Annotated in this window: 20 protein-coding genes and 1 tRNA gene; 3 read left to right on the top strand and 18 right to left on the bottom strand. The window is 49.3% G+C overall.

What is annotated here, in order from left to right:
* Positions 1–148 precede the first annotated feature (148 nt).
* The 8 genes from asnA to INF30_RS01835 all read right to left on the bottom strand — a co-directional run bounded on the left by asnA (position 149) and on the right by INF30_RS01835 (position 7,679).
* On the bottom strand, positions 149–1,159 hold the full coding sequence (gene asnA, locus INF30_RS01870; RefSeq protein WP_076777406.1) for an aspartate--ammonia ligase: 1,011 nt from the start codon (positions 1,157–1,159) through the stop codon (positions 149–151).
* A gap of 120 nt (positions 1,160–1,279) precedes the next feature.
* Positions 1,280–2,077, bottom strand: coding sequence for an amidohydrolase family protein (locus tag INF30_RS01865; RefSeq protein WP_226394052.1), 798 nt, complete (start codon positions 2,075–2,077; stop codon positions 1,280–1,282).
* Positions 2,070–2,510: a CBS domain-containing protein gene (locus INF30_RS01860; protein ID WP_076777408.1), complete on the bottom strand. Its 441-nt coding sequence runs from the start codon at positions 2,508–2,510 to the stop codon at positions 2,070–2,072. Before INF30_RS01860 ends, INF30_RS01865 begins: the two co-directional genes overlap by 8 nt.
* A 29-nt stretch (positions 2,511–2,539) precedes the next feature.
* Positions 2,540–3,871: an aspartate kinase gene (locus INF30_RS01855; protein WP_226394051.1), complete on the bottom strand. Its 1,332-nt coding sequence runs from the start codon at positions 3,869–3,871 to the stop codon at positions 2,540–2,542.
* Between the two features lie 43 nt (positions 3,872–3,914).
* Positions 3,915–4,532 (bottom strand): HAD family hydrolase, encoded by a 618-nt coding sequence (locus INF30_RS01850; RefSeq protein ID WP_076777410.1) that lies wholly within the window; start codon positions 4,530–4,532, stop codon positions 3,915–3,917.
* A complete protein-coding gene (gene ybaK / locus INF30_RS01845; RefSeq protein WP_226394050.1) occupies positions 4,529–5,023 on the bottom strand; it encodes a Cys-tRNA(Pro) deacylase in 495 nt (164 codons plus the stop codon). Before ybaK ends, INF30_RS01850 begins: the two co-directional genes overlap by 4 nt.
* A gap of 117 nt (positions 5,024–5,140) precedes the next feature.
* Complete coding sequence (locus INF30_RS01840) at positions 5,141–5,830, bottom strand: TIGR03936 family radical SAM-associated protein (RefSeq protein WP_226394049.1); 690 nt, start codon at positions 5,828–5,830, stop codon at positions 5,141–5,143.
* Positions 5,814–7,679 (bottom strand): TIGR03960 family B12-binding radical SAM protein, encoded by a 1,866-nt coding sequence (locus tag INF30_RS01835; protein WP_226394048.1) that lies wholly within the window; start codon positions 7,677–7,679, stop codon positions 5,814–5,816. The genes INF30_RS01840 and INF30_RS01835 overlap by 17 nt, the downstream gene beginning before the upstream one ends.
* Positions 7,680–7,935: 256 nt before the next feature.
* Here INF30_RS01835 and INF30_RS01830 point away from each other — a divergent pair, with 256 nt between their 5' ends.
* Positions 7,936–8,700, top strand: a complete 765-nt coding sequence (locus tag INF30_RS01830; RefSeq protein WP_226394047.1) for an EFR1 family ferrodoxin — start codon at positions 7,936–7,938, stop codon at positions 8,698–8,700.
* Between the two features lie 22 nt (positions 8,701–8,722).
* Here the strand turns inward: INF30_RS01830 and INF30_RS01825 are convergent, their stop codons facing one another.
* The 5 genes from INF30_RS01825 to INF30_RS01805 form a co-directional block, all read right to left on the bottom strand.
* Positions 8,723–9,070 (bottom strand): hypothetical protein, encoded by a 348-nt coding sequence (locus tag INF30_RS01825; protein WP_226394046.1) that lies wholly within the window; start codon positions 9,068–9,070, stop codon positions 8,723–8,725.
* An 84-nt stretch (positions 9,071–9,154) separates the two neighbouring features.
* A complete protein-coding gene (locus INF30_RS01820) occupies positions 9,155–9,808 on the bottom strand; it encodes an ABC transporter ATP-binding protein (protein WP_226394045.1) in 654 nt (217 codons plus the stop codon).
* A 14-nt stretch (positions 9,809–9,822) separates the two neighbouring features.
* Positions 9,823–11,076: an ABC transporter permease gene (locus tag INF30_RS01815; RefSeq protein WP_226394044.1), complete on the bottom strand. Its 1,254-nt coding sequence runs from the start codon at positions 11,074–11,076 to the stop codon at positions 9,823–9,825.
* A gap of 54 nt (positions 11,077–11,130) precedes the next feature.
* On the bottom strand, positions 11,131–12,639 hold the full coding sequence (locus tag INF30_RS01810; protein ID WP_226394043.1) for an ABC transporter permease: 1,509 nt from the start codon (positions 12,637–12,639) through the stop codon (positions 11,131–11,133).
* 1,158 nt (positions 12,640–13,797) lie between these two features.
* Positions 13,798–13,871: transfer RNA gene (locus INF30_RS01805), tRNA-Val, on the bottom strand.
* Positions 13,872–14,061: 190 nt separating this feature from the next.
* Here INF30_RS01805 and INF30_RS01800 point away from each other — a divergent pair.
* A complete protein-coding gene (locus tag INF30_RS01800) occupies positions 14,062–15,330 on the top strand; it encodes an ArsB/NhaD family transporter (protein WP_076777416.1) in 1,269 nt (422 codons plus the stop codon).
* 33 nt (positions 15,331–15,363) lie between these two features.
* Positions 15,364–15,828, top strand: coding sequence for a hypothetical protein (locus tag INF30_RS01795; RefSeq protein ID WP_076777417.1), 465 nt, complete (start codon positions 15,364–15,366; stop codon positions 15,826–15,828).
* A gap of 90 nt (positions 15,829–15,918) precedes the next feature.
* Here the strand turns inward: INF30_RS01795 and hisIE are convergent, their stop codons facing one another.
* The 5 genes from hisIE to hisZ form a co-directional block, all read right to left on the bottom strand.
* A complete protein-coding gene (gene hisIE / locus INF30_RS01790; RefSeq protein WP_226394042.1) occupies positions 15,919–17,202 on the bottom strand; it encodes a bifunctional phosphoribosyl-AMP cyclohydrolase/phosphoribosyl-ATP diphosphatase HisIE in 1,284 nt (427 codons plus the stop codon).
* 20 nt (positions 17,203–17,222) lie between these two features.
* A complete protein-coding gene (hisB, locus tag INF30_RS01785; RefSeq protein ID WP_226394041.1) occupies positions 17,223–17,810 on the bottom strand; it encodes an imidazoleglycerol-phosphate dehydratase HisB in 588 nt (195 codons plus the stop codon).
* A 7-nt stretch (positions 17,811–17,817) separates the two neighbouring features.
* The gene (gene hisD / locus INF30_RS01780; RefSeq protein WP_226394040.1) at positions 17,818–19,119 is read right to left on the bottom strand and encodes a histidinol dehydrogenase; all 1,302 of its coding nucleotides are present in this window, start codon (positions 19,117–19,119) and stop codon (positions 17,818–17,820) included.
* Between the two features lie 75 nt (positions 19,120–19,194).
* On the bottom strand, positions 19,195–19,830 hold the full coding sequence (gene hisG / locus INF30_RS01775) for an ATP phosphoribosyltransferase (RefSeq protein WP_076777421.1): 636 nt from the start codon (positions 19,828–19,830) through the stop codon (positions 19,195–19,197).
* A gap of 2 nt (positions 19,831–19,832) precedes the next feature.
* Positions 19,833–21,089 (bottom strand): ATP phosphoribosyltransferase regulatory subunit, encoded by a 1,257-nt coding sequence (gene hisZ / locus INF30_RS01770; protein WP_226394039.1) that lies wholly within the window; start codon positions 21,087–21,089, stop codon positions 19,833–19,835.
* Positions 21,090–21,124: the final 35 nt, after the last annotated feature.

Below are 21,124 nucleotides of genomic sequence, written 5' to 3'. Positions count from 1 at the left end.
CGGCTCTCCGCTTCGGAGCGCACTTATAGAACCTCGCTGTGCGGCACACTAGTGTAGTTTAGCATAAAGGTTCGCGAAAATCAATGATTTTCAGAAAAATAAACGAAATATTTTTTGCATGCTCTGACAGCTGCAGGGAAAGACTTCCCTACAGCAGATGAATATTGTGAGCCTCTGCTGCTTCTACTGTCTCATCCGGCCAGATGGAGGACTGCACTTCGCCGATGTGGGCTTTGCGCAGGCAGAACATACAGATTCTTGACTGGCCGATACCGCCTCCGATCGTGTAGGGAAGCTCGCCGGCAAGCAGAGATTTCTGGAAAGGAAGCTCGGCGCGGTCTTCGCAGCCTGCCTCTTTCAGCTGGCGGCGCAGCGCATCCTCGTCCACTCGCACACCCATGGAGGACAGCTCCAGGGCAATGTCCAGCACCGGATAGTAGACGATGATATCTCCGTTCAGCTCCCAGTCATCGTAGTCCGGAGCACGGCCGTCATGCTTTTCACCGGAAGCCAGGACTTTTCCGATCTGGGATACAAAGATGGCCTTCTTCTCTTTGGCGTAGGCCTTCTCTCTGTCTTTGGATGAAAGATCCGGATACATGTCCTCTAATTCCTGGGAAGTGATGAATGTGATATCTTCAGGAAGCAGCGGTTCTATGTAATTGTAGCGTCTGGAAATATAGTTTTCTGTCTCTTTCAGAGCCTCGTAGACTTTGCGGACCGTGTAGTGCAGTGTTTCTGTGTTCCGCTCCTCTTTTGAGATCACCTTCTCCCAGTCCCACTGGTCCACGTAGATGGAGTGGAGATTGTCTGTGTCCTCATCTCTGCGGATGGCGTTCATATCTGTGTACAGACCTTCGCCTGAGTGGAAGCCGTAGCGCTTTAAAGCGTAGCGTTTCCACTTGGCAAGGGAGTGCACGATCTCTGCAATGTCGTCATCCTGTTCTTTAATGCCAAAAGCCACCGGCCGCTCGACACCGTTCAGGTTGTCATTGAGGCCTGTGGAGGGCTTGACAAAAAGGGGCGCGGAGACACGGGTCAGATGGAGGGACTTTGCAAGGGCCCTCTCAAAAAAATCTTTCACTTCTTTGATCGCGACTTCTGTCTCGCGAATGGTGAGGGGGGATGTGTATCCCTCCGGTGTCATGAGACTGCTCATAGTATCTACCTCACTTTTCTTTTTCGCTGTAATAAAACATTATAGTTTATAATTATACAAAAATTTTTATAAAATACAATATCAGTTTTTCACATTCACCTTCCCGTCGGCAGGCCGGCTTTATTCTGACAGGCCCAGAAGCTCCAGAGCATTGAACCGGAAGATCCGGTCCTGCTCCTCTTCTGTGAGGGGAAGTTCCTTTATATACTGTACAAATTCTTTCTGTCCTGCCCAGGGAGAGTCCGTGGCAAAGAGGATGCGGTCTGCGCCCTGGTTTTGGACGATCCGGATAAACTGCTGGTCCGGGATCTCTCCCAGGACGGCTGCGGTATCGAACCAGACCGGCTCACCTACCAGGTACTCTTCCACCTCGTCCCACCTCCGGTAACCGCCCATATGTGCCAGAACCAGCCGCTCGGGCTGCACGTCATGGATCATGTCCCTAGCCAGCTTTGGAGGACAGTGGACGCACTCCGGGTATCCCGGATCAAAACCGGCATGCACACAGATGATCAGTCCCAGTTCCGTGGCGTAGCTGATGATCCGCTTGAATCGTATATCGTCGATCATGACACCCTGGTAGTCCGGATGGAGCTTGATCCCTTTCAGGCCCGCGTCTTTTATATAGCGCAGCTTTGCCCTGTAATCCTCATTGTCCGGATGAATGCCGCCAAAGGATAAAAGCCCGTCCCCCGGATCTTGCATCTGCAGGGCAAACCGGTTGATGGAATCAAACTGGGAAGGCTTTGTCACCACAGGGAGAACGATGGAGAAGGAAAGTTCCGCCTCCCGGGTGGATGCGCGAAGCCCGTCAGCCATCCCGTTTGTATAGGGGCTGATATGGCATCTGGCGGCAAGAAATTCCAGGGTCTTACCGGCAATCTTTTCCGGAAAAATGTGTGTGTGAAAATCAATCACTGCATGTTTCCTCCTGCTTCTTCATCTCATTGTAACAGTATCCGATAATGTCCTTTCGTGTGATGATGCCAATGAAATTATCCTGATCATCCACCACAGGGACAAAATTCTGTTCCATGGCTCTGCCGATCAGATCTTCCATCTTTGATTTTGCCGTTACACACTGGTAGTCCAGGCGCCGGTCCACTTTCATAATGCTCACGTTCTCTGCATCTTTCAGGTTGTTCAGATGGAGTTTTTTGACACCCCACAGAAGATCTCCCTCTGTGATAGAGCCCACATATTTGCCATCTCTGCTCAGGATCGGAATGGAAGAATACTTGTGGTGCTCCATGATTTCAAGAGCCTGGCGCACGGTGTGATAATCATAAATGTACGCGATCTCCACCTTGGGTTTCAAGAAGAACAGGATGTTGCTGTTTGCGTGTTTCATTTTTATCTTAACGCTCCTTACGCATATTTTTAGATCTGTGTTGTGACAAAGATGTCATAGATGGCACGGACTGCCGCCTCAAAATCATGGTTGCGGACTCCGATGATGATGTTCAGCTCGCTGGATCCCTGGTCGATCATCTTTACATTGACATTCGCATGGGCCAGCGCGGAGAAGATACGTCCGGAAGTACCTCTGGTGGCTTTCATGCCTCTCCCCACAACGGCGATGAGGGCAAGGTCGGACTCCAGCTCCACAAAATCCGGTTCCACGGCTCTGTGGATGCCCGCGATGACCTCCTGCTCCTTCTCTTCAAACTCATCCTGGTGGACGAAGATGGTCATGGTGTCGATCCCGGAAGGCATATGCTCAATGGAAATGTCGTTGTCGGCAAATACACCCAGCACTTTGTGACAGAAACCTACCTGGGAGTTCATCATAGCCTTCTCCACTGTGATGGAGGCGAAATCTCTCTTTCCTGCTATGCCGGTGATAGTAAATCTGGGAGTTCTGCAGGTGGCTTCCACAATCAGCGTGCCCTTGTCTTCAGGGCAGTTGGTGTTGCGGATGTTGATGGGGATCCCTTCCTTGCGGACAGGGAAGATAGCGTCCTCGTGGAGTACTGAAGCCCCCATGTAGGACAGCTCCCGCAGTTCCCGGTATGTAATGACGTCAATGGCCTTCGGGTTTTTGACGATCCGCGGGTCAGCCACAAGGAAGCCGGAGACGTCTGTCCAGTTCTCATACATGTCAGCATGTACTGCCTTAGCCACGATAGAGCCTGTCACATCCGACCCTCCTCTAGAGAAAGTTTTGACCTTTCCATCCGGGAGGGAGCCGTAAAAGCCGGGGATGACTGCTCTCTCGCAGTCCGCCAGCCGCTCTGAGAGGACCTGGTTGGTCTTTTCAGCGTCAAAGGCGCCGGACTCTTTGAAAAAGATCACATCTGCCGCGTCGATAAAGGGATAGCCCAGATATGCAGCCATAACGATCCCGTTGAGATATTCTCCTCTGGAAGCGGCATAGTCCCGCCCAATCTTCCGGCTGAAGTTTTCCCGGATAATCTGAAATTCGTCTGTAAGATCCAGTGTGAGGTCCAGCCCGCGGATGATCTCATCGTATCTCGACTTGATGGCAAGGATCATCTCCTCGAACTGCTCTTCTTCCTCCTCCTCCCGAAGGGCAAGGAGATAACAGCTGTAGAGCATATCTGTCACCTTGGTGTCCTGGGGATGCCGTTTCCCCGGTGCTGACGGGACAACATATCTGCGGGTGCTGTCTTGGCGTATGATGTGCCCTGCCTTCTTGAACTGAGCTGCGCTTGCCAGGGAGCTTCCACCGAATTTTACTACTTTTTTCATCTGTCTATCCTCCGTAATCTTATGTTTTTGTATCCAGCGTCATTTATATGTCCAGTATGTGATAGGCCATGTCCGGCTCAAATACCACGCCCTTGATGCCCAGGCGGGAAGCTGCCTCTGTGTTGACCTGCCTGTCATCAAAAAATATTGCTTTTTCCGGGACAATGCTGTACTTGTCCAGAAGCAGACGGTATATTTTTTCTTCGGGTTTGATACTCAATACTTCGTAGGAAAAGAGACCGCCGTCAAACTCCTCCAGAAACCCCATGTGCTGGCGCGTCTTTTTGTACAGGTGCTCTGAATAATTGGAAAGATAATAGAGCTTCAGCCCCCGCATTTTCAGAAAGCGCACAAGTCTCTCCGTGTAGGGGAGCGGGTAGATCGTCTGCTCAATCCCGCTGTACACCCGCCGGATCTGCTTTTCATAGTCAGGGGCGTTTTCAACGAAAAGCTGTTCCCACTCCTGAGAAGTGATACCGCCTCTGTCGCCTCTCTCCCAGTCCTCGTTGAGGAAGATGGCCTCCGCCAGTATCTCGTTTGTCCGGTCGTCATATCCAAGCGACGCAAGGTAGGGCCGCCAGTCATATCCAAGCAGAACATTTCCAAGATCAAAGATGACCGCCTCTGTATGTTCATCTATAAAAGCGAGTTTTTCTTTCATTTCGTATCCTCCTTTGCCGTTACGTCTGCGAAGGAGGCGCCCGTTACTTTCTGCAGGTCCATGGGGGAAAGGCACAGCTGCATGCCCAGCTTCCCGCCGCTGATGTAGATATGGTCAAGCCCCTGCGCATCCTTCTGGATAACGGTGGGGAACTGCTTTTTCATGCCTATGGAGGTACAGCCTCCCCGGACATATCCGGTGACTTTTGTCAGATCCTTCAGATGAAGCATCTCCAGAGATTTCTCTCCCACGGATCTGGCTGCCTTCTTAAAGTCGATCTCCTCCGCAACGGGGATCACGAACACATAGTGCTGGCCCGTCTTTCCTACGGCGACAAGGGTCTTGTATACCTGGGCGACAGGAAGCCCCAGCCCGGTGGCCACATGCACACCGTCTGTAAATTCATCGCACTCGTAAGTCTGGTATGTGTAGGGGATCCCGGCACGGTCCAGAATACGCATGGCGTTGGTCTTTAATTCTTTTTTGCTCATGGTTCCCTCCTTCATTTCCTGTTCTATCATAACACCCTGGCAGGCAGTTGCGCAACGTCTGTTTCCGTCAGGGCATACCGGTAGATTCCTGCAGGGCATACCGGCAGCTCTGAAGTTCTACTGGATGTTGTGCCCTGCGTCCTCCAGAGTGATAAAGCCGTCCTCTGTCCTGGCGAACAGGTCAAGACGGTGGAAGTGAAGGGGCTCCGGGGACATTCCCGCCCAGTTATAGAAGGTATCCATTACCAGATCCGGCTTCAGGTTGTCCGCGCTTCCGGCGGCAAGTTTCAAGAACAGCCCGTTTTCCGTGATGGAAGCCTCGTAGATCAGCGGACGTATGTCCATTTCCTTTTCGCTGCGTTTTGTCTTTTTCATGACAAGGATGGAGGGCTGAGCCAGGAAGTCTCCCAGCTTTTCCTGCCAGAATGCGGCGCCCGTGTCCGCGCCTCTTAGTGTGACAAGATAATCTGCGGCGGCCACAATGGTCATGCCGCTGCTTTTTTTGTCATCGCTGATCTGCCGGAAGCTGACAACTTCCATGCCCTCAGTCATAACAGCATTCAGGTCTTCCACCGCTTTGGCGGAGGAGATAGAATCTGTCAGCTCGATGTCCATATATTCCCCGTCACTTGTCAGGCCGATGCCCAGGGGCTGGGCAAATGACATGATCATATGTGGGCTGTAGCCTCCTGTAAAGGCGATGGGGATGTCGGCCCTTCTCATGGCTTTCTGGAAGTAGCGCATGACATCCAGATGGCCGATGAAACGCAGGATGCCGTATTTGCGAAATTTAATTCTTACCTTCAATGCAGACCCCTCCTTTCCACCTTGCCACGCCGCAGCCGGAACACTGCTGCCGGCAGTTTGGTGTGACTTCGCCTTTCATGGCTCTCTCCCACTCTCTTCGCAGGAATTGCTTTGTCACGCCGATATCGATAAAGTCCCAGGGGAAGATCTCGTCTGCGTCTCTCTCCCTCTCGTTGTAAAAGGCGATGTCCACGCCTGTCTTTTCAAAGGCTTTCAGCCATTTTTCATAGTCAAAATTCTCGCTCCAGGCGTCGTAAATACAGCCGGATCTGTAAGCTTCCAGTATGGCGGGGCCCACTCTCCTGTCTCCCCTTGCCAGCACGCCCTCCAGTACGGTGACTTCCGCATCGTGCCAGTTGTACTTGAGGCTTTTTCTGTTGAGCTGGTTCTGGAATGCATGTTTTACGGTGGCTGCACGGGAAATATACTCCTCATTGCTGTACATGCGTGCCCACTGGAAGGGGGTAAAGGGCTTTGGAATAAAGAAGGAGGAGCTGGCTGTGATCTGGCATTTTCCGTTGCGCTGATCCTTGGGGATCTCGTAGTATTTCCGCGCCACCTTGTCCGCCAGGACAGCGATGGCCTCCATGTCTTCTTTCTCTTCCGTGGGAAGTCCCAGCATGAAGTAGAGCTTCACCTTGTTCCAGCCGCCCTGGAAGGCCTGCTCCGCCCCTGTCAGGATATCTTCCTCTGTCAGTCCTTTGTTGATCACGTTCCGCATTCTCTGGGAGCCTGCCTCCGGGGCAAAGGTGAGACTACTCTTCTTTATATCCTGCACCTTCCCCATGACATCCAGGGAGAAGGCGTCGATGCGAAGCGAAGGCAGGGAGATATTGATCCCCTTTCCACCGAACTCATCGATAAGGAATGTGACCAGCTCTTCCAGGTGGGTGTAGTCACTGGAGCTTAAGGAACTTAAGGAAATCTCCTCATGCCCGGTATTTTTCAGCATTTTGTATGCATACTCTTTCAAGGTCTCTACATTCCGCTCCCGCACAGGACGGTAGAGCATGCCTGCCTGGCAGAAACGGCAGCCCCGGATACATCCTCTCTGGATCTCCAGCACCACCCGGTCCTGGGTTACCTTGATGAAGGGGACAATGGGCCGCTCCGGGTAAGTGGTTTCAGACATGTCCATAACCACCTGTTTCTTTATTACGGCCGGGGCACAGGGATGATCCGGTGTAAAGGAGCCGATGGTCCCGTCCTCCTTATATGTGACGGAGTAGAGAGAGGGGACGTAGATTCCCTCGATCTGAGCCGCCTTTATAAGAAAGTCTCTGCGGCTGCCGCCTGCTTTCTTGTTCTCACGGTAGGCGTCCAGGAGTTCCCGGTAGACAGTCTCACCCTCCCCGATATAGAAAAGATCGAAGAAGTCTGCCAGGGGCTCCGGATTGTAGGCGCAGGGGCCGCCTCCGATGACGATGGGGCAGCCCTCCCCTCTTTCGGATGAAAGAAGGGAGATACCGGACAGATCCAGTATCTGCAGGATGTTTGTGTAGCACATCTCATACTGGATGGTGATGCCCAGAAAATCAAACTCTTTTATTGGATCCTGGGATTCCAGGGCAAAGAGCGGGATCTTCTCCTGGCGCATAATCGCATCCAGGTCCGTCCAGGGGGAATATACACGCTCGCACCATACATCCTCCATGCGGTTGAACATGTCGTAGAGAATCTGGATGCCCAGGTGGGACATTCCGATTTCGTACACGTCCGGGAAACACATGGCGAAACGGATATCTATCTCATTCCTGTCCTTCATCACCGAATTCACCTCCCCGCCTATGTAGCGGGCGGGTTTTTCGATTTTCAATAATATTTCATCATCTAACGCTAATTTTCTCATATATACTCCTGTTTTCTGTGCTTTCATAAAGGTCTGCTGTACCTTGTAAACATTAGTAGTTTAACGTATTACGGAAAGATTTTCAAATTTTATTTAAGATCTGCAAATAAAAAGCCTCCCGTTTCCTGAAAAACGGGAGGAAAACTGCCCTGGAAACAGGCAACGCAAAGTTGACATCGCACCTCCCACATCTATATAATCAATTACAGTACCCTTTACTGCGCAGAGGGCATCTGAATCAAAGGAGGAATGTTTCATGGAGATTTTACAGATTGTTTTCAGCCCCACAGGCGGGACGCAGAAGGTGGCAGATCTTCTGGCAGAGGAATGGGGGCATACAGTGTGCCGGGTGGATCTGGCAGATCCCGGACTGGATGCCAGGGAGGCCATCTCACTTCCAGAGGCGGACCTGGCTCTGATCGCAGTTCCCTCCTACGCAGGGCGCGTCCCGGCTGTGGCCGCAGAGCGTCTTGGCCATATCCGTGCCGATGGGATGAAATGCGTCCTTGTCTGTGTATATGGGAACAGGGCGTATGAGGACACACTGGTGGAACTACAGGATAGAGCAAATGTCTGCGGCTTTGCCGTAACTGCCGCCGTGGCTGCCATTGCGGAACACTCTATCATGCACCAGTATGCCGCAGGGCGCCCTGATGCGGAAGATCGAGAAGAGTTAAAAGAGATTGCGCAAAAAATCAAAGAGAAGCTGGCCTGTGGTGAGGAGAAACCTGTATCCGTGCCGGGAAACCGCCCCTACAAGGAGGCGAAAGCTGCCAGTATGGTGCCTGCGGCAGGGGAGGCCTGTACCGGCTGCGGCCTGTGCGCAGAAAAATGTCCGGTCCGTGCGATCTCAAAGGAACATCCGGACCTGACAGATGAAACACGATGCATCTCCTGTATGAAATGTGTGGCAGTCTGCCCGCAGAAAGCAAGAAAAGCGGACAGTGAAAAGGTGGCCGGACTTGCTGCGCGGCTGAAAGAGGTCTGTTCTGTCCGCAAGGGGAACGAGCTCTTTATTTAGTCCCTCTGCGTAAGATGCTTCTCTACGGAACATCCTCTTGTCCGGCAAAGTTCTGGAGCTCCTGCCACACGGCCTGCACGTCTACCCCATCTTTCACAGCCTCCGTGATCTGGCTGCTGCTGACATCCGCCACTTTGAGGTCATAATTGTCCATCATGACAAAACCGATAAAGAGCAGGCAGCAGAAAACCACGCGGAGGCCGAAGGTGCTGGCAGGTTCTTCGTCCTCCCTGTCTCCGTAAATGCTGTTGTAGGCATTGCGGTATCTTGGATGGACAGCCGGGGCAGAGTGCCTTTCGCTGTACAGACTTCTTGTCTGGGCAAGAAGCTTGCGCCTTCTTTTTTCAGTGTCACTTCTATCCATCTGCATCTGCTCTTCTTTCCTTCCGTATTACGGATTATTCTATCTGTATGCAGAAAGGACGAGGATAATGACCGGGAACTGCTCCTGGCTTTAAGTTCTTGTCATATCCGCACGGACCAGGGAACCGTTTTCGATTTTATATACGAAATCAGCTGCAAGAGCGATCTCTTTAGAGTGGGTTACGATAATGACTGTTTTTGATTTGTCACGCACTTGTTTCCTGAGCAGATCCACTATCTCGTCTGAGGTCTTTTCGTCAAGATTCCCGGTAGGTTCGTCAGCCAGAATAATAGGAGTTTCGGAAGCCACAGCTCTCGCAATTGCGACCCTTTGCTGCTGACCTCCCGATAATTTCAAGACATTTCTTTTGGCTTCCTCTTCCGTTATTCCCACATCTTTAAGGAACTCTAGAGGAGAAGACTTAGAAGTCAGCATAACATTTTCCAGTGAAGTCATATAGTCGATCAGATTATAATTTTGAAATACAAAGGAGACGCATTCTCTTCGATATTTTTCGTAACCAATATCGTCTATGCTTTTCCCCTTGAATAGGATCTGCCCTTCCATGGTACGGTCCAGTCCGCCCATCAGAGACAATAGTGTTGTTTTGCCGGAACCGGATCGTCCTACAATAGCGTATAATTTTCCACTGACAAAGGACGCTTGAACTTTGTCCAGTATTTTCGCAGATTTGTTATACCAGTAGCTGACATCTTGAAGTTCTAAGACCTTTTCTTCGCGCATATTTTTCCCCTTTCTTATGAAAATGTACTTAAAATACGTCTGGGGCTAAACCGTACTACAAGCAGCTGGGAGAATAATGTGGCTAATATAACAACAAGCAGTCCGATGGCGCCGGAAATGCAGGCTTCTCCAACAGCAAAGTGCAGGGACATCCCGGCGAAAAGGCTATTGAAAATGGTGACTGCAAAATAAGCGAAGATCACTGCAATTATCCAGGCCAGAAGGTATAGGATAAGGTTCTCTGCCATATGCTGCATAATAATGCTGGATTTTTTATATCCTAGTGACAAGAAAATGGCTGTCTCTTTTTTCCTTGCCTTTAGGTGGATCTGCATTATACCAAACAGTATCAATATCCCTGCAAATGTTATGATCCCCAGATATATACGTGTTAACAGCGTCATGGACTGGAGAGGCGCTTCTGATCTTTCATAGACCAAATTCGTAGTGTCAATTTCTCTGGCGCCAAGATCCATGGTTTCTTTTATTTTGTCAATGGTCTTGTCTATATCCCTCGGGGAGGCTGTAAAAAACTGTACCCCTTCACTGTAGACACTTTTTCTGTTCCCCTGTAAATAGGATGCAATTTCTTTTCCTGTATAGTTGTCAATGAAAATGTAATTGTCCTCTATATTGCATTCAGCTGTATCTGCGCTGACATTTTGCTCGTAATTATTTATATATATACCAGAAATGCGGAATGTGTAGGACTTCCCCTTAGCTGTATCTTCAAACAGATTTAAACTGCTTTCTACTATTTCAGCAGTGAACGTATCTCCCACTTTGTAGCCATTCATGTTTGCTAAATTATCAGAAATGATCGCAGTTCCAGAGTCGCTATCCACTATATGGCTTCCTGATATCAGCTCATATCGTTTGCTTATAAAATACGCGTAATCACTGCTTCTGGTATTGCTTATAAAGCGTGTCATGTGTTCTTCAGCACTCCCGCTTCCATAGAATCTGCCCGGGATCAACAGCATATCGGGGAGACTTAAATACATTTCATTTGTTGCATTGTATCTCACTATGGAGTTTTCATCCGTAATCTCACGAATAAAATGATCATCAATGGGACAGGAAGGATCAGCAGAGCTGACCCGGAAGTGCCCCTCTAATCCCTGGTATAACATTTCCATGCTGTTTTGAATTCCACTGTATACTGCAATTCCACCCATTAACAGCAGCAAAACTAAGGTCATGACCAATAAAAGGGATATATTCCTTTTTTTCAATCTTCTCAGATAGATAAACGCTCTTCTAAGCATATCGTCCCCCTTTGCTTCCGCTCTCCGTTTCCTGTATTCAACATAAGGATTATATCAATAATAATCCTGGAAAATATGGCCTGGTTTCATTTGCAGGATGGGGCGCGACGACACAAAAACGGCTGCCAGGAGAAGCAAATTTAATGTGAAGTAAAGGCCTAACAGGATAGATACAGACAGACTGCTGTCAATCGTTTTCGGTGTGCCGGATGTCTCCTGAATCTCAAACAGTTCCTCTGTCGACCCATTCCTGATCTGCTCCATGAGCTCCTGCTCAGATATTTCTTCCACAGCCTCCGCTTTTGGAGTAAAGGCAGAAAGGATAAAGCCGCCAGTCTGATCTGCCAGTTTGGCAGACACTGCACCTGCTATGATATATGCCGCGATCAGAATGACCATACATTCCATGATCAGCTGCAGTAGGATCTTCTTCTTTGAAATACCAATAGAAAGGTAAATTCCTATCTCCCGTTTCCTGTCTTTTACCCGGCTCGCAAGAATCATATAAAATATGAAAAATGTGATCCCGAATGTCGCAATAATAAGGACAGAAAGAAAAATATTAATATGTTTTAGCGGTTTTATGGCGCCACTGTAAAGGGAGTCATCCTCCTCCACATAGAAATTTGCCCACTCGATACTGCTGTCACTCTCAATGCTTTCGATGATAGAGTTGAGCTTTTTAGGATCCTGGACAAAGAAAGTGACCTTGTCATATTCCGTGTCATATCCCCCGTAATCATCGAGCGTTTTAATGTCAGACACGCTTGCAAACATCAGGTTGTCAGCTATCTGATCTTCTGCTGTATATTTATTGACAGACTGAGAACTGTTCACATGGAAAAATCCTATCACTTCCAGATTGAGTGGCTGGCCAAGATTTTTATCTACAGCGCCGTCATACAGATACAGACATTCTCGCATCTCAGCTTTCAAATAATCACCCAATTTGATGCCGTTCTTTTCAGCCAGTTTGTCAGATATCAGCACAACGCCACTGTCCTGGTCAGTAATCGGCCTCCCGGCACAGAGTTCAAAGCTGCCTGTCTGGAAATAATGGTGGAGCGAGCTGTCGGTGCAACCATAGAGACCGGTTGCTTGCTTATATATATTTTTTTTGGACATTTCTTCTTCAGTCATGGTTGCAGCATATTGCGGATCGCTGCCAGCCTTTTCTATGATCCCCTGATATAATCCGGGGAAGAGGGAAATATCATCAATGTAAACGGTCATCCAATTATCTACAGAGTAATTTACAACACCATCATGCTTAAGAACAGTCTGGATCATCTTTTCATCAATCAATGGACCCACATAAGAGCTGATCGTTCCTCCGTTGGGCAAGGTTGTAATTTTCTTATATGCCGGGTCATCACTTATAATTGCCTCCATCTTAAACGAACCACCTAAAGACTCACGGATGTTCTTCTGCGCCTCCTGGGAGCCACGGAATATGGCTGCACTGGTAAGAGCTACTGTAAATAGGATGATCAAAAGAAATAGAAGGATCAGATTGGTTCTTTTTCTTCTGACATAAAGAAAAGAGCGTCTAAGTGTATTCATAACATCATCCTTATCTGAGAGATAAATTGGTATTACAAGGTTACCTGATACACAATTTGAATGTACAATATTTTCTGTTTTAAATAAATTATACAATTATTTTTGGTGGAAATCCATTGATTTAGTTAAATATCGAAAAAGAACATAGTATGGCCTATACGGAGGTTATGCTTATATAGTATTTGTCATCTCCGATCGTGACGCGGTATGCGGACTCGTTTCTGCATAATTCCCACTTGTATAAAAACGGAAAGATCTGTCTTGCTCTGGTATCCTGCTGTGAACGGTCACACTCGACAGATACGGGCTCAAACCCCAGGCAGAAAAGGTAAACAGTCTGTATATCCTCATCGTGGCGCAATGTCAATCCCAAGTCGTATTGATGATCATAGCTGCTTACTTTCATTTTTGTCAGAAATCCGTCCCGGGCGTAAATGTAATGGTTTTCGACTCTTCTCTGGAGCCGTGTTTGTATACCACCGAGAAATTGCAGGTAATAGGATCGTCTGTATATATAGGCGTTCTTGGAACCAAATAGATAAAGGCGCTTCCGTTAGGACGTGAGGTGACTTTGGGTGAGATACGTGGATTCCTTAATCCGGCTTCAAAAGATAGACTTCCAATCCCAGCTCTTTTGGGGGTAGACTGGTAGTTGAAAGGATAATACATTCTGTCAGAGACATTATAAACCATGTTTGTCACTTTGTATTCAGATGAGTCATCGAACGTAAAGCAGGCAGGATCCCAGTTTACAGTGACCAGATCCGAGCTAAGTGATCCCGGAGTGATGTTCCAATAATAGTCTATAACAAGCAAAAGCTGCGCAATTTCTGAGTCTGATACGACAGGAACCTGCGTTATAGTCAGTTCTAATTGTGATTTGGGAATGTCTGTCCCCTGATATCCTGCTGCGCAGGCTGCTGTTCCGCCTACCAGGCACAGACAGGAGAATACGGATAGTAAACGGGCTGTTTTTTTCAGGACTGCCTTCACTCCTATTCTTCAGAAATAAACGTACCTTTGTAACTGTTACAATATGATACCTTCAGTATAATTGGGGGCGGGTATTTTGTAAACAACTTTGAAGCTCACAGTTAAAACTAAATCCCCGGAAGCATGTCCGCCTCCGGGGATCCATCATATTTTACAAAAAAAGAATGGAAGCAATGGGGCTCGAACCCATGACCTCTCGCGTGTGAGGCGAACGCTCATCCCGGCTGAGCTATGCTTCCATATCTGTTATTATAGCACTGTGCCAGCAAAATGCAAGGTATGAAAATAAAGGAAAATCAAAATTTGAAAACAATTGTGTTAAAAGTTTGACATTTAAAATAATATTTAGAAAATTATATTTACAAAACAAGGAAATGAGAGTAGAATACCATCTGAACTGAACTTTTTTTTACTAGGAGGTAACAAAAGATGAATACAGAAGCAGTGATCTCAGTCATTGTCTTTCTACTCGTCATGGCTGCGATCATTTCTGAAAAAATGCACCGCGCTGTCGCCGCCATGGCAGGAGCGGTCATTCTTCTGCTCTTTCACGTGCTGTCGGTCGATGAGGCCACGACATACGTGGATATCAACACCATCGGCGTTCTGGTGGGGATGATGCTCTTTGTGGCAGTCGTCAAGAATTCCGGACTGTTTGAGTATGTCGCCATCAAGGCGGCAAAGCTTACGAAAGGACGCCCAATGGCCATACTGGTCGTGTTTGCCATTATTACAGCGGTATTGTCCGCTTTCCTTGACAACGTAACGACCGTACTTCTGATTGGTCCTATGACCATTGCCATCACACAGATGCTGGAGGTGAACCCCATCCCCTATCTTCTGTCTCAGATTATGGCGTCCAATATCGGCGGCACAGCCACGCTGATCGGTGACCCGCCAAATATTATGATCGGCAGTGCGGCGGGCCTGAGCTTTATGGACTTTGTGGTCAATACAGGAAGTGTTATTGTGATCATCCTGGCAGTGACTGTACTGATCTACTATTTTATGTACCGGGGCCAGATCAGTGTGATAGAGGAGAACATGCATAAAGTAATGGAGCTGGACGAAAACCGCTCCATCAAAGATAAGCCGCTGCTGATAAAAAGTGTTATAATGACTGTAGTGGTTGTGATCGGGTTTGTCTTTCACTCACAGCTGCAGGTTGAGTCAGCGACAGTAGCTCTTTTTGCTGCAGGCTTTATGCTGGTCTTTGGAAAACAGGATGCAGAGGAGATCATCCTTGGCGTTGAGTGGTCCACCATCCTCTTCTTTATCGGACTCTTTGTTGTGGTGGGCGGCATGCAGAAGTCAGGCGTTATCACCTCACTGGCAGAGCTGATGATGGAGTTCATAGGAAATAACGAGGCCCTGGGCATTGTCATTATCCTCTGGGTGTCAGCGATCATCTCGTCTTTCCTGGACAACATCCCCTTTGTGGCAACGCTCATTCCGCTGATCCTCACAATGGAAAGCGGCGGCGTGGATGTGACCCCGCTGTGGTGGGCGCTCTCCCTGGGCGCATGTCTGGGCGGAAACGGTACACTGGTGGGAGCCAGCGCCAATGTGGTACTGGCGGGAGTCAGCGCAAAGAACGGCTATCCGATCACCTTTATGCAGTACACAAAAACAGGATTTCCGCTGATGCTTATTTCAATCCTGATCAGTACAGTTTATCTGCTGCTCCGTTTTGCATAAGCGTCTGCAGGAACAAAGGAAGGAGAATCTTGTATGAACAAAAACACAGTAAGCGGGGATATTGTCGACTGGCAGCTCAGGCAGATGGGCGCGTCTAATATCACTTTTGTAAACAGTAATATGTACATAGTGGATTTTAAACTCGAGAAAGGCCTGCTTGTATCTTACGTGTTCAACATTACCCGGGGAGACAAATATTTTCTCCAGAGAATGCGGCCCTACGCCATGGTGCAGGGAAAGTATGCCAACACGGCAGAGATTGCCGAGTTCATTGAAAAGGATCTGTCCAGGTTCCGCAATGCAGAGCACAGCAGCAATTTCGACAAATTTATTGAAATCTCAAAGAAAGGTGCGGAGTTTGCAGAGGCTCTGGAAAATCTCTTCCTCAACTACAACGTGGACAAAGATGAGATGGAGAGGATGGACGAGAAGCTGGACAAACTGCTGGAACATCTGGAGCAGGCCAGGGAAAAGGCAGCACCTATCCAGATGCCCTGACATCTGACCGGAAAAATGTCAGACAGAGAAAAAACCTCATGAGGCGAAAAATGCCCATGAGGTTTTTCTATATTTATCATTTTTATCACTTTACCTGTCTGCCAGCTCTTTTACAATGTCCTCCCAGCTGATGCCCCGCTCTACCATCAGCACCATGGCATGATAGAGAAAATCAGCCATCTCGTATTTTACTTCTTCCGGGTTGGGGTTCTTGGCCGCAATGATGATCTCTGTGGCCTCCTCTCCCACCTTCTTGAGGATCTTGTCGATCCCCTTCTCAAAGAGATAGTTTGTGTAGGAACCTTCCTTTGGATGGTCTCTTCTGTCCACGATCGTATCGTAGACGCTCTCAAACACCTGGAGCGGGTTTGTCTCATCGTAGTCAGAGCCCACCAGAGGCTGGAAGAAGCATGTGGGGTTGCCGGTGTGGCAGGCGGCGCCTACCTGGTCTACCTTGGCAAGAAGTGTGTCCTTGTCACAGTCGATGGTCAGGGAGTGGACATACTGGAAGTGTCCGCTTGTCTCGCCTTTCACCCAGAGACACTGGCGGCTCCGGCTGTAGTAAGTCATCCGTCCGGTCTTGATGGTCTGGTCAAATGCCTCCTCGTTCATGTAGGCCAGCATCAGCACTTCCTGGGTCTTGTAGTGCTGCACAATGACCGGGATCAGCCCGTTTGCGTCTGTCTTAAACTCAGAGAAATCCATCATGCTCTCAAAGGAGGTCATCTGGATCTGCTCCTCCTCACATTTTTTCTTGAAGGCGGAGAAATCCATGTCTGTCTGACTCACATATTTTCCAGAGAGTCCCCGGACGCCGGAGCACTTCAGGATCTTAAAGAGCTCACTTTCCTCCATGGTGTCTGTCAGCACGACACAGGGAATATCTGTCACATTGATCACAGAATTCAAATCCAAACGATGCATGAACACCAGCTCGCTGGCGTACTCATTAATGAGATGCTGGTGCTTGAAGAGAGCGTCAAAGTCGTTCAGTGAGACAGCGATCTTCTCCTTTCCAAAACGCTTGGATACATCTTCTATCAGCTTCTGGTTGTCTGCCTTGGAGAAATTCAGCAACGCCCTCTTTGCGCCTGTATAGAGGATCTTCTTGATATCTTCCTGGCGCTTGACGTTTCCGCCGGCTACCATGGGAATGTGGATGACACGGTTAATCTTTTTCATCAAATCAATGGCCTCATCGTGATCTTCGTCAGATTCTGAAAGATCAAATACAAGAAGCTCGTCTGCGCCGTGCCCGCTGTAATACTTGGCAAGGGAAATGACATCGTCGCTCAGTACCGTGTGGTCGTCGAACCAGCGAACTGCCTTGCCGGAGTCGATAAAGATACAGGGTATCAGTCTTTTATAACTCATTTCTCTTCCCTCTTCCTTTCCTATAAAGTGCCCTTTGTGGTCCAGGTGCCCTCAACGCGGGGGTCCACGGATACCGCCATATCCAGGGCTTTTCCGAAGCCTTTAAAGATCGCTTCGGCGATATGGTGGTTGTTTATGCCGTCCAGCACCTTCAGGTGCAGGTTCATTTTCGCACTGTAAGAGACAGCATAGAAAAATTCTCTCACCATCTCTGTGTCCAGATCTCCAATCCTCTCTGCTGTAAAAGGAGCGTCATAGTTCAGATAAGGGCGACCGGACAGATCGATAGCGCACAGAATCAGGGTCTCGTCCATAGGCAGCAGGAAATTGCCGTATCGCTTGATCCCCTCCTTGCCGCCGAGAGCCTCCAGGATGGCGCTTCCAAGTACAATGCCTGTATCCTCTACCGTGTGATGGCAGTCCACATCCAGGTCTCCCGCAGCCTTCACAGTCAGGTCAAAGAGGCCATGACGGGCAAAACCGTCCAGCATGTGGTCGAAAAAGCCGATGCCGGTCTCTATATCTGTCTTTCCGGTACCGTCCAGGCAGATGGTGACTTCTATATCTGTCTCTTTTGTGGTTCTTCTGATTGTAGCTTTCCTGTCCATATCTGTATTACGCCTCCTTATCTTCAAAGCGGACTTTGATGGAATTGGCATGCGCTGTCAGCTGTTCAGCCTGTGCAAAAGCCTCAATGTCCGTGTGTATCCTCTCAAGTGCCTCCCGGGAGTAGCCGATGATGCTTGATTTCTTGATAAAATCGTCCACAGACAAGGGCGAGAAAAACCGCGCTGTCCCGTTTGTGGGAAGCACATGATTGGGCCCTGCAAAATAGTCACCCAGCGGCTCGCTGGCGTACTCTCCGATAAAGATGGCGCCGGCGTTGCGGATCCGGGTCATCACATCGTAGGGATTCCGGGTCTGAATCTCCAGATGCTCTGACGCGATCTCGTTGGCAATGTCAATGGCGTCCTCCATGCTTTCAGCCACAAGGATATAGCCATAATTGTCCAGAGATTTCCGAATGATCTCGCTTCTGGAGAGCTCCTGCAAAAATCCGTCCACTTCTTTGGACACCGCTTCTGCCAGCTCCTCGCTTGTGGTGACAAGGATGGCGCTGGCCAGTTCATCGTGCTCTGCCTGGGACAAAAGGTCTGCCGCCACATACCGGGGATTCGCAGTTTCATCTGCAATGACCAGGATTTCACTGGGGCCTGCGATGGCGTCAATGCTGACGTGTCCATAGACCGCCTTTTTAGCCAGGGCGACATAGATATTTCCCGGTCCCACGATCTTGTCCACCTTGGGAATACATGATGTGCCGTAGGCCAGGGCGCCTACTGCCTGAGCGCCTCCCACTTTATAGATCACATCTGCGCCTGCCTCGTGGGCAGCTACCAGTGTATTGGGGTTCACCTTTCCGTCTCTGCCCGGAGGAGTCACCATGACAATCTCCTCCACCCCGGCAACTTTGGCGGGAACAATATTCATCAGAACGGAAGAAGGATAAGCGGCTTTCCCGCCGGGGACATAGACCCCCACCCTTTGCAGAGCAGTGACCTTCTGACCCAGGATGGTGCCGTCCGGTTTACTGTCAAACCAGCTGTACTGCCGCTGCTTCTCGTGGTAGCTTTGTATGTTGGCAAGTGCCTTGCGGATGATGGAGACAAGCTCCTCTCCGGCCAGCTCATAGGCCTCGCGGATCTCCTCCTCTGTCACTTGGATGTTCTGCTCATTTATGCTGGCATGGTCGAATGTTTCTGTATACGCAAACAGCGCTTCGTCTCCTTTGTTCCTCACATCCTCCAGGATACGGGCTACTCCTGCCTCGTACTCTCCGTACTGATTGGGGCTTCTCTTTAAAAGATCCTCCAGGAGATTTCTCTTTGTGTGGCTGTCCAGTTTCTGTATCCTCATGTTCACAATCCCTTCTTTCCAATACTTGTATGCCCGCTATGTCCGGGCTGTATGCTTTCCGCAAATACAGGGGCCTCAGATCACGGTCCGCAGCCGGGTGATGAGATCCCTGATCCGATCGCTATCCATGCGCATGCTGACAGGGTTCACGATCATCCGTGCGGAGATAGGGCATACCTCCTCCAGGACTGTCAGACCATTCTCCCGCAGGGTGGACCCGGTCTCCACAATATCAACGATCACTTCTGACAAGCCAACAATGGGAGCCAGTTCAATGGAGCCGTTCAGTTTGATGATCTCCACAGTCTGGTGTTTTGTGTTGTAGAAATAATCTTTGGCTATATTGGGATACTTTGTGGCGACACGGATGATCTCGTGGTTCTCCAGCAGGGGCGCTGCCTTCAGTGGGCCGCACACGCACATCCTGCAGGAGCCGTATCCAAGGTCCATAACCTCGTGGACTTTGCGGCCCTCTTCCAGGATCGTGTCTTTGCCTACGACCCCGATATCTGCCGCACCATATTCCACATAGGTAGGCACATCGGGTCCCTTAGAGAGGAAAAAGCGGAGTTTCAGCTCCTCGTTTGTGAAAATGAGCTTTCTGGAATTTTCGTCCTTCATCTCGTCGCAGGTGATGCCGATCTTCTCAAAAAGTTCCAGTGTATGTTTTGCAAGTCTGCCCTTGCCCAGGGCAAATGTCAGATATCTCATAATTACTGCTCCTGTTCTTTACTGCCTACAACCTTCTCCTCCCCTGTGACAAGGTTGACCATTAAGATCTGCCTGTCTTCCTGTATGTAGATCAGGCTTCCGGCATAGTATTTCTTTCCGTACTTTTTGTAGTCGTCCAGAGTCTTTCCCGGCTCTTTGCAGAGAAGCTCTGTGTTTTTGAACTTATCCCGGAATTCTTTTGCCAGCTCGATAGCTGACTTTTCCATTCCCTTGTCATACAGGATCAAATTGTTTTTGCGGGAGTATGTGATCCGCACATGCTGCCTTGTGAGAGCCTTCATCAGCTCATCGATGACCAAGGCAAAACCGATGGAGGGCGACTCTTTCCCGAATTTTTCCAAAAGATGGTCATAGCGTCCGCCCTTTACGATGGCGTCCCCTGTGCCAAAAGTGTATCCTCTGAAAATAATGCCGGTGTAGTATCCGTAAGTGCCGCTCATGCTCAGATCAAAGCTGATATACTTCTCTGCTCCGTATATTTTTAATATCTCATAGATCAGCTCCAGGCGGCGCACAGCCATGATAGCCTTGGAGTTCGGAGCGATATTCCGGGCCTTGGTCAGAACTTCCACTCCTCCGAACAGGTCGCCCAGACCAGAGAGAGCCTCCTTGGCACTTCTGCGCACCTGGATGCTGTCCAGATACTCTTCCACGCCGAAATAGTTCCGGTTTCCGATCAGCTCGCGCACCCGTCTCTCTGACTCTGCGTCCAGAGAGGCGTCCTCGATCAGGCTCTGGAAGAAATCCACGTTGCCCACACTGACCTGGAACTCCCGCAGCCCGATGGAGGACAGACAGTCCACCACCATGGCAAGCATCTCAGCGTCAGCCTCCACTGTATCTACACCGATCAGCTCGGCGCCCATCTGGGTATTTTCACGCATCCGTCCCTGATAGCTGGAATGATTGACAAAGGTATTCCCTGTGTAGCAGAGGCGGATAGGAAGATCCTCATCTCCAAAAAGTGTGGCGGCTGCCCGTGCGATGGAGGGGGTGATGTCCGGCCGGAGCACCAGCGTGTTCCCCTCCTTGTCAAAGAACTTGTACAGATCTTTTGAGGGGATGGTGCCGATCTCTTTGCGGAAGACATCAAAATATTCAAAAGTAGGTGTCTGGATGTCGTGATAGCCATAGAGCTGCAGCACTTTGTGCAGACGGCTCTCCAAAGACAGCTTCTTGCCGCACTCTACATTATATATATCACGGACTCCTTCCGGTGTATGTAGTAACTGTTTCATGAAAATCCTCCTCACACTTTACCGTGGTAAAACAC

Origin of the sequence: Claveliimonas monacensis, from assembly GCF_014982975.1 — a bacterium.
Classification (GTDB): Bacteria; Bacillota; Clostridia; order Lachnospirales; family Lachnospiraceae; genus Claveliimonas; species Claveliimonas monacensis.
Note: the sequence above shows the minus strand (reverse complement) of the source record. Positions and strands in the feature narration are given on the sequence as shown.

What these genes read in the sequence shown, in the direction of transcription:
- hisG (WP_076777421.1), bottom strand. Translation starts at nt 19,830, where the DNA reads ATGAGATATCTGACATTTGCCCTGGGCAAGGGCAGACTTGCAAAACAT.
- hisIE (WP_226394042.1), bottom strand. Translation starts at nt 17,202, where the DNA reads ATGAGTTATAAAAGACTGATACCCTGTATCTTTATCGACTCCGGCAAG.
- INF30_RS01835 (WP_226394048.1), bottom strand. Translation starts at nt 7,679, where the DNA reads ATGAGAAAATTAGCGTTAGATGATGAAATATTATTGAAAATCGAAAAA.
- INF30_RS01850 (WP_076777410.1), bottom strand. Translation starts at nt 4,532, where the DNA reads ATGAAAGAAAAACTCGCTTTTATAGATGAACATACAGAGGCGGTCATC.
- hisB (WP_226394041.1), bottom strand. Translation starts at nt 17,810, where the DNA reads ATGGACAGGAAAGCTACAATCAGAAGAACCACAAAAGAGACAGATATA.
- ybaK (WP_226394050.1), bottom strand. Translation starts at nt 5,023, where the DNA reads ATGAGCAAAAAAGAATTAAAGACCAACGCCATGCGTATTCTGGACCGT.
- INF30_RS01830 (WP_226394047.1), top strand. Translation starts at nt 7,936, where the DNA reads ATGGAGATTTTACAGATTGTTTTCAGCCCCACAGGCGGGACGCAGAAG.
- INF30_RS01800 (WP_076777416.1), top strand. Translation starts at nt 14,062, where the DNA reads ATGAATACAGAAGCAGTGATCTCAGTCATTGTCTTTCTACTCGTCATG.
- INF30_RS01810 (WP_226394043.1), bottom strand. Translation starts at nt 12,639, where the DNA reads ATGAATACACTTAGACGCTCTTTTCTTTATGTCAGAAGAAAAAGAACC.
- INF30_RS01820 (WP_226394045.1), bottom strand. Translation starts at nt 9,808, where the DNA reads ATGCGCGAAGAAAAGGTCTTAGAACTTCAAGATGTCAGCTACTGGTAT.
- hisD (WP_226394040.1), bottom strand. Translation starts at nt 19,119, where the DNA reads ATGAGGATACAGAAACTGGACAGCCACACAAAGAGAAATCTCCTGGAG.
- INF30_RS01825 (WP_226394046.1), bottom strand. Translation starts at nt 9,070, where the DNA reads ATGCAGATGGATAGAAGTGACACTGAAAAAAGAAGGCGCAAGCTTCTT.
- asnA (WP_076777406.1), bottom strand. Translation starts at nt 1,159, where the DNA reads ATGAGCAGTCTCATGACACCGGAGGGATACACATCCCCCCTCACCATT.
- INF30_RS01815 (WP_226394044.1), bottom strand. Translation starts at nt 11,076, where the DNA reads ATGCTTAGAAGAGCGTTTATCTATCTGAGAAGATTGAAAAAAAGGAAT.
- INF30_RS01855 (WP_226394051.1), bottom strand. Translation starts at nt 3,871, where the DNA reads ATGAAAAAAGTAGTAAAATTCGGTGGAAGCTCCCTGGCAAGCGCAGCT.
- hisZ (WP_226394039.1), bottom strand. Translation starts at nt 21,089, where the DNA reads ATGAAACAGTTACTACATACACCGGAAGGAGTCCGTGATATATATAAT.
- INF30_RS01860 (WP_076777408.1), bottom strand. Translation starts at nt 2,510, where the DNA reads ATGAAACACGCAAACAGCAACATCCTGTTCTTCTTGAAACCCAAGGTG.
- INF30_RS01795 (WP_076777417.1), top strand. Translation starts at nt 15,364, where the DNA reads ATGAACAAAAACACAGTAAGCGGGGATATTGTCGACTGGCAGCTCAGG.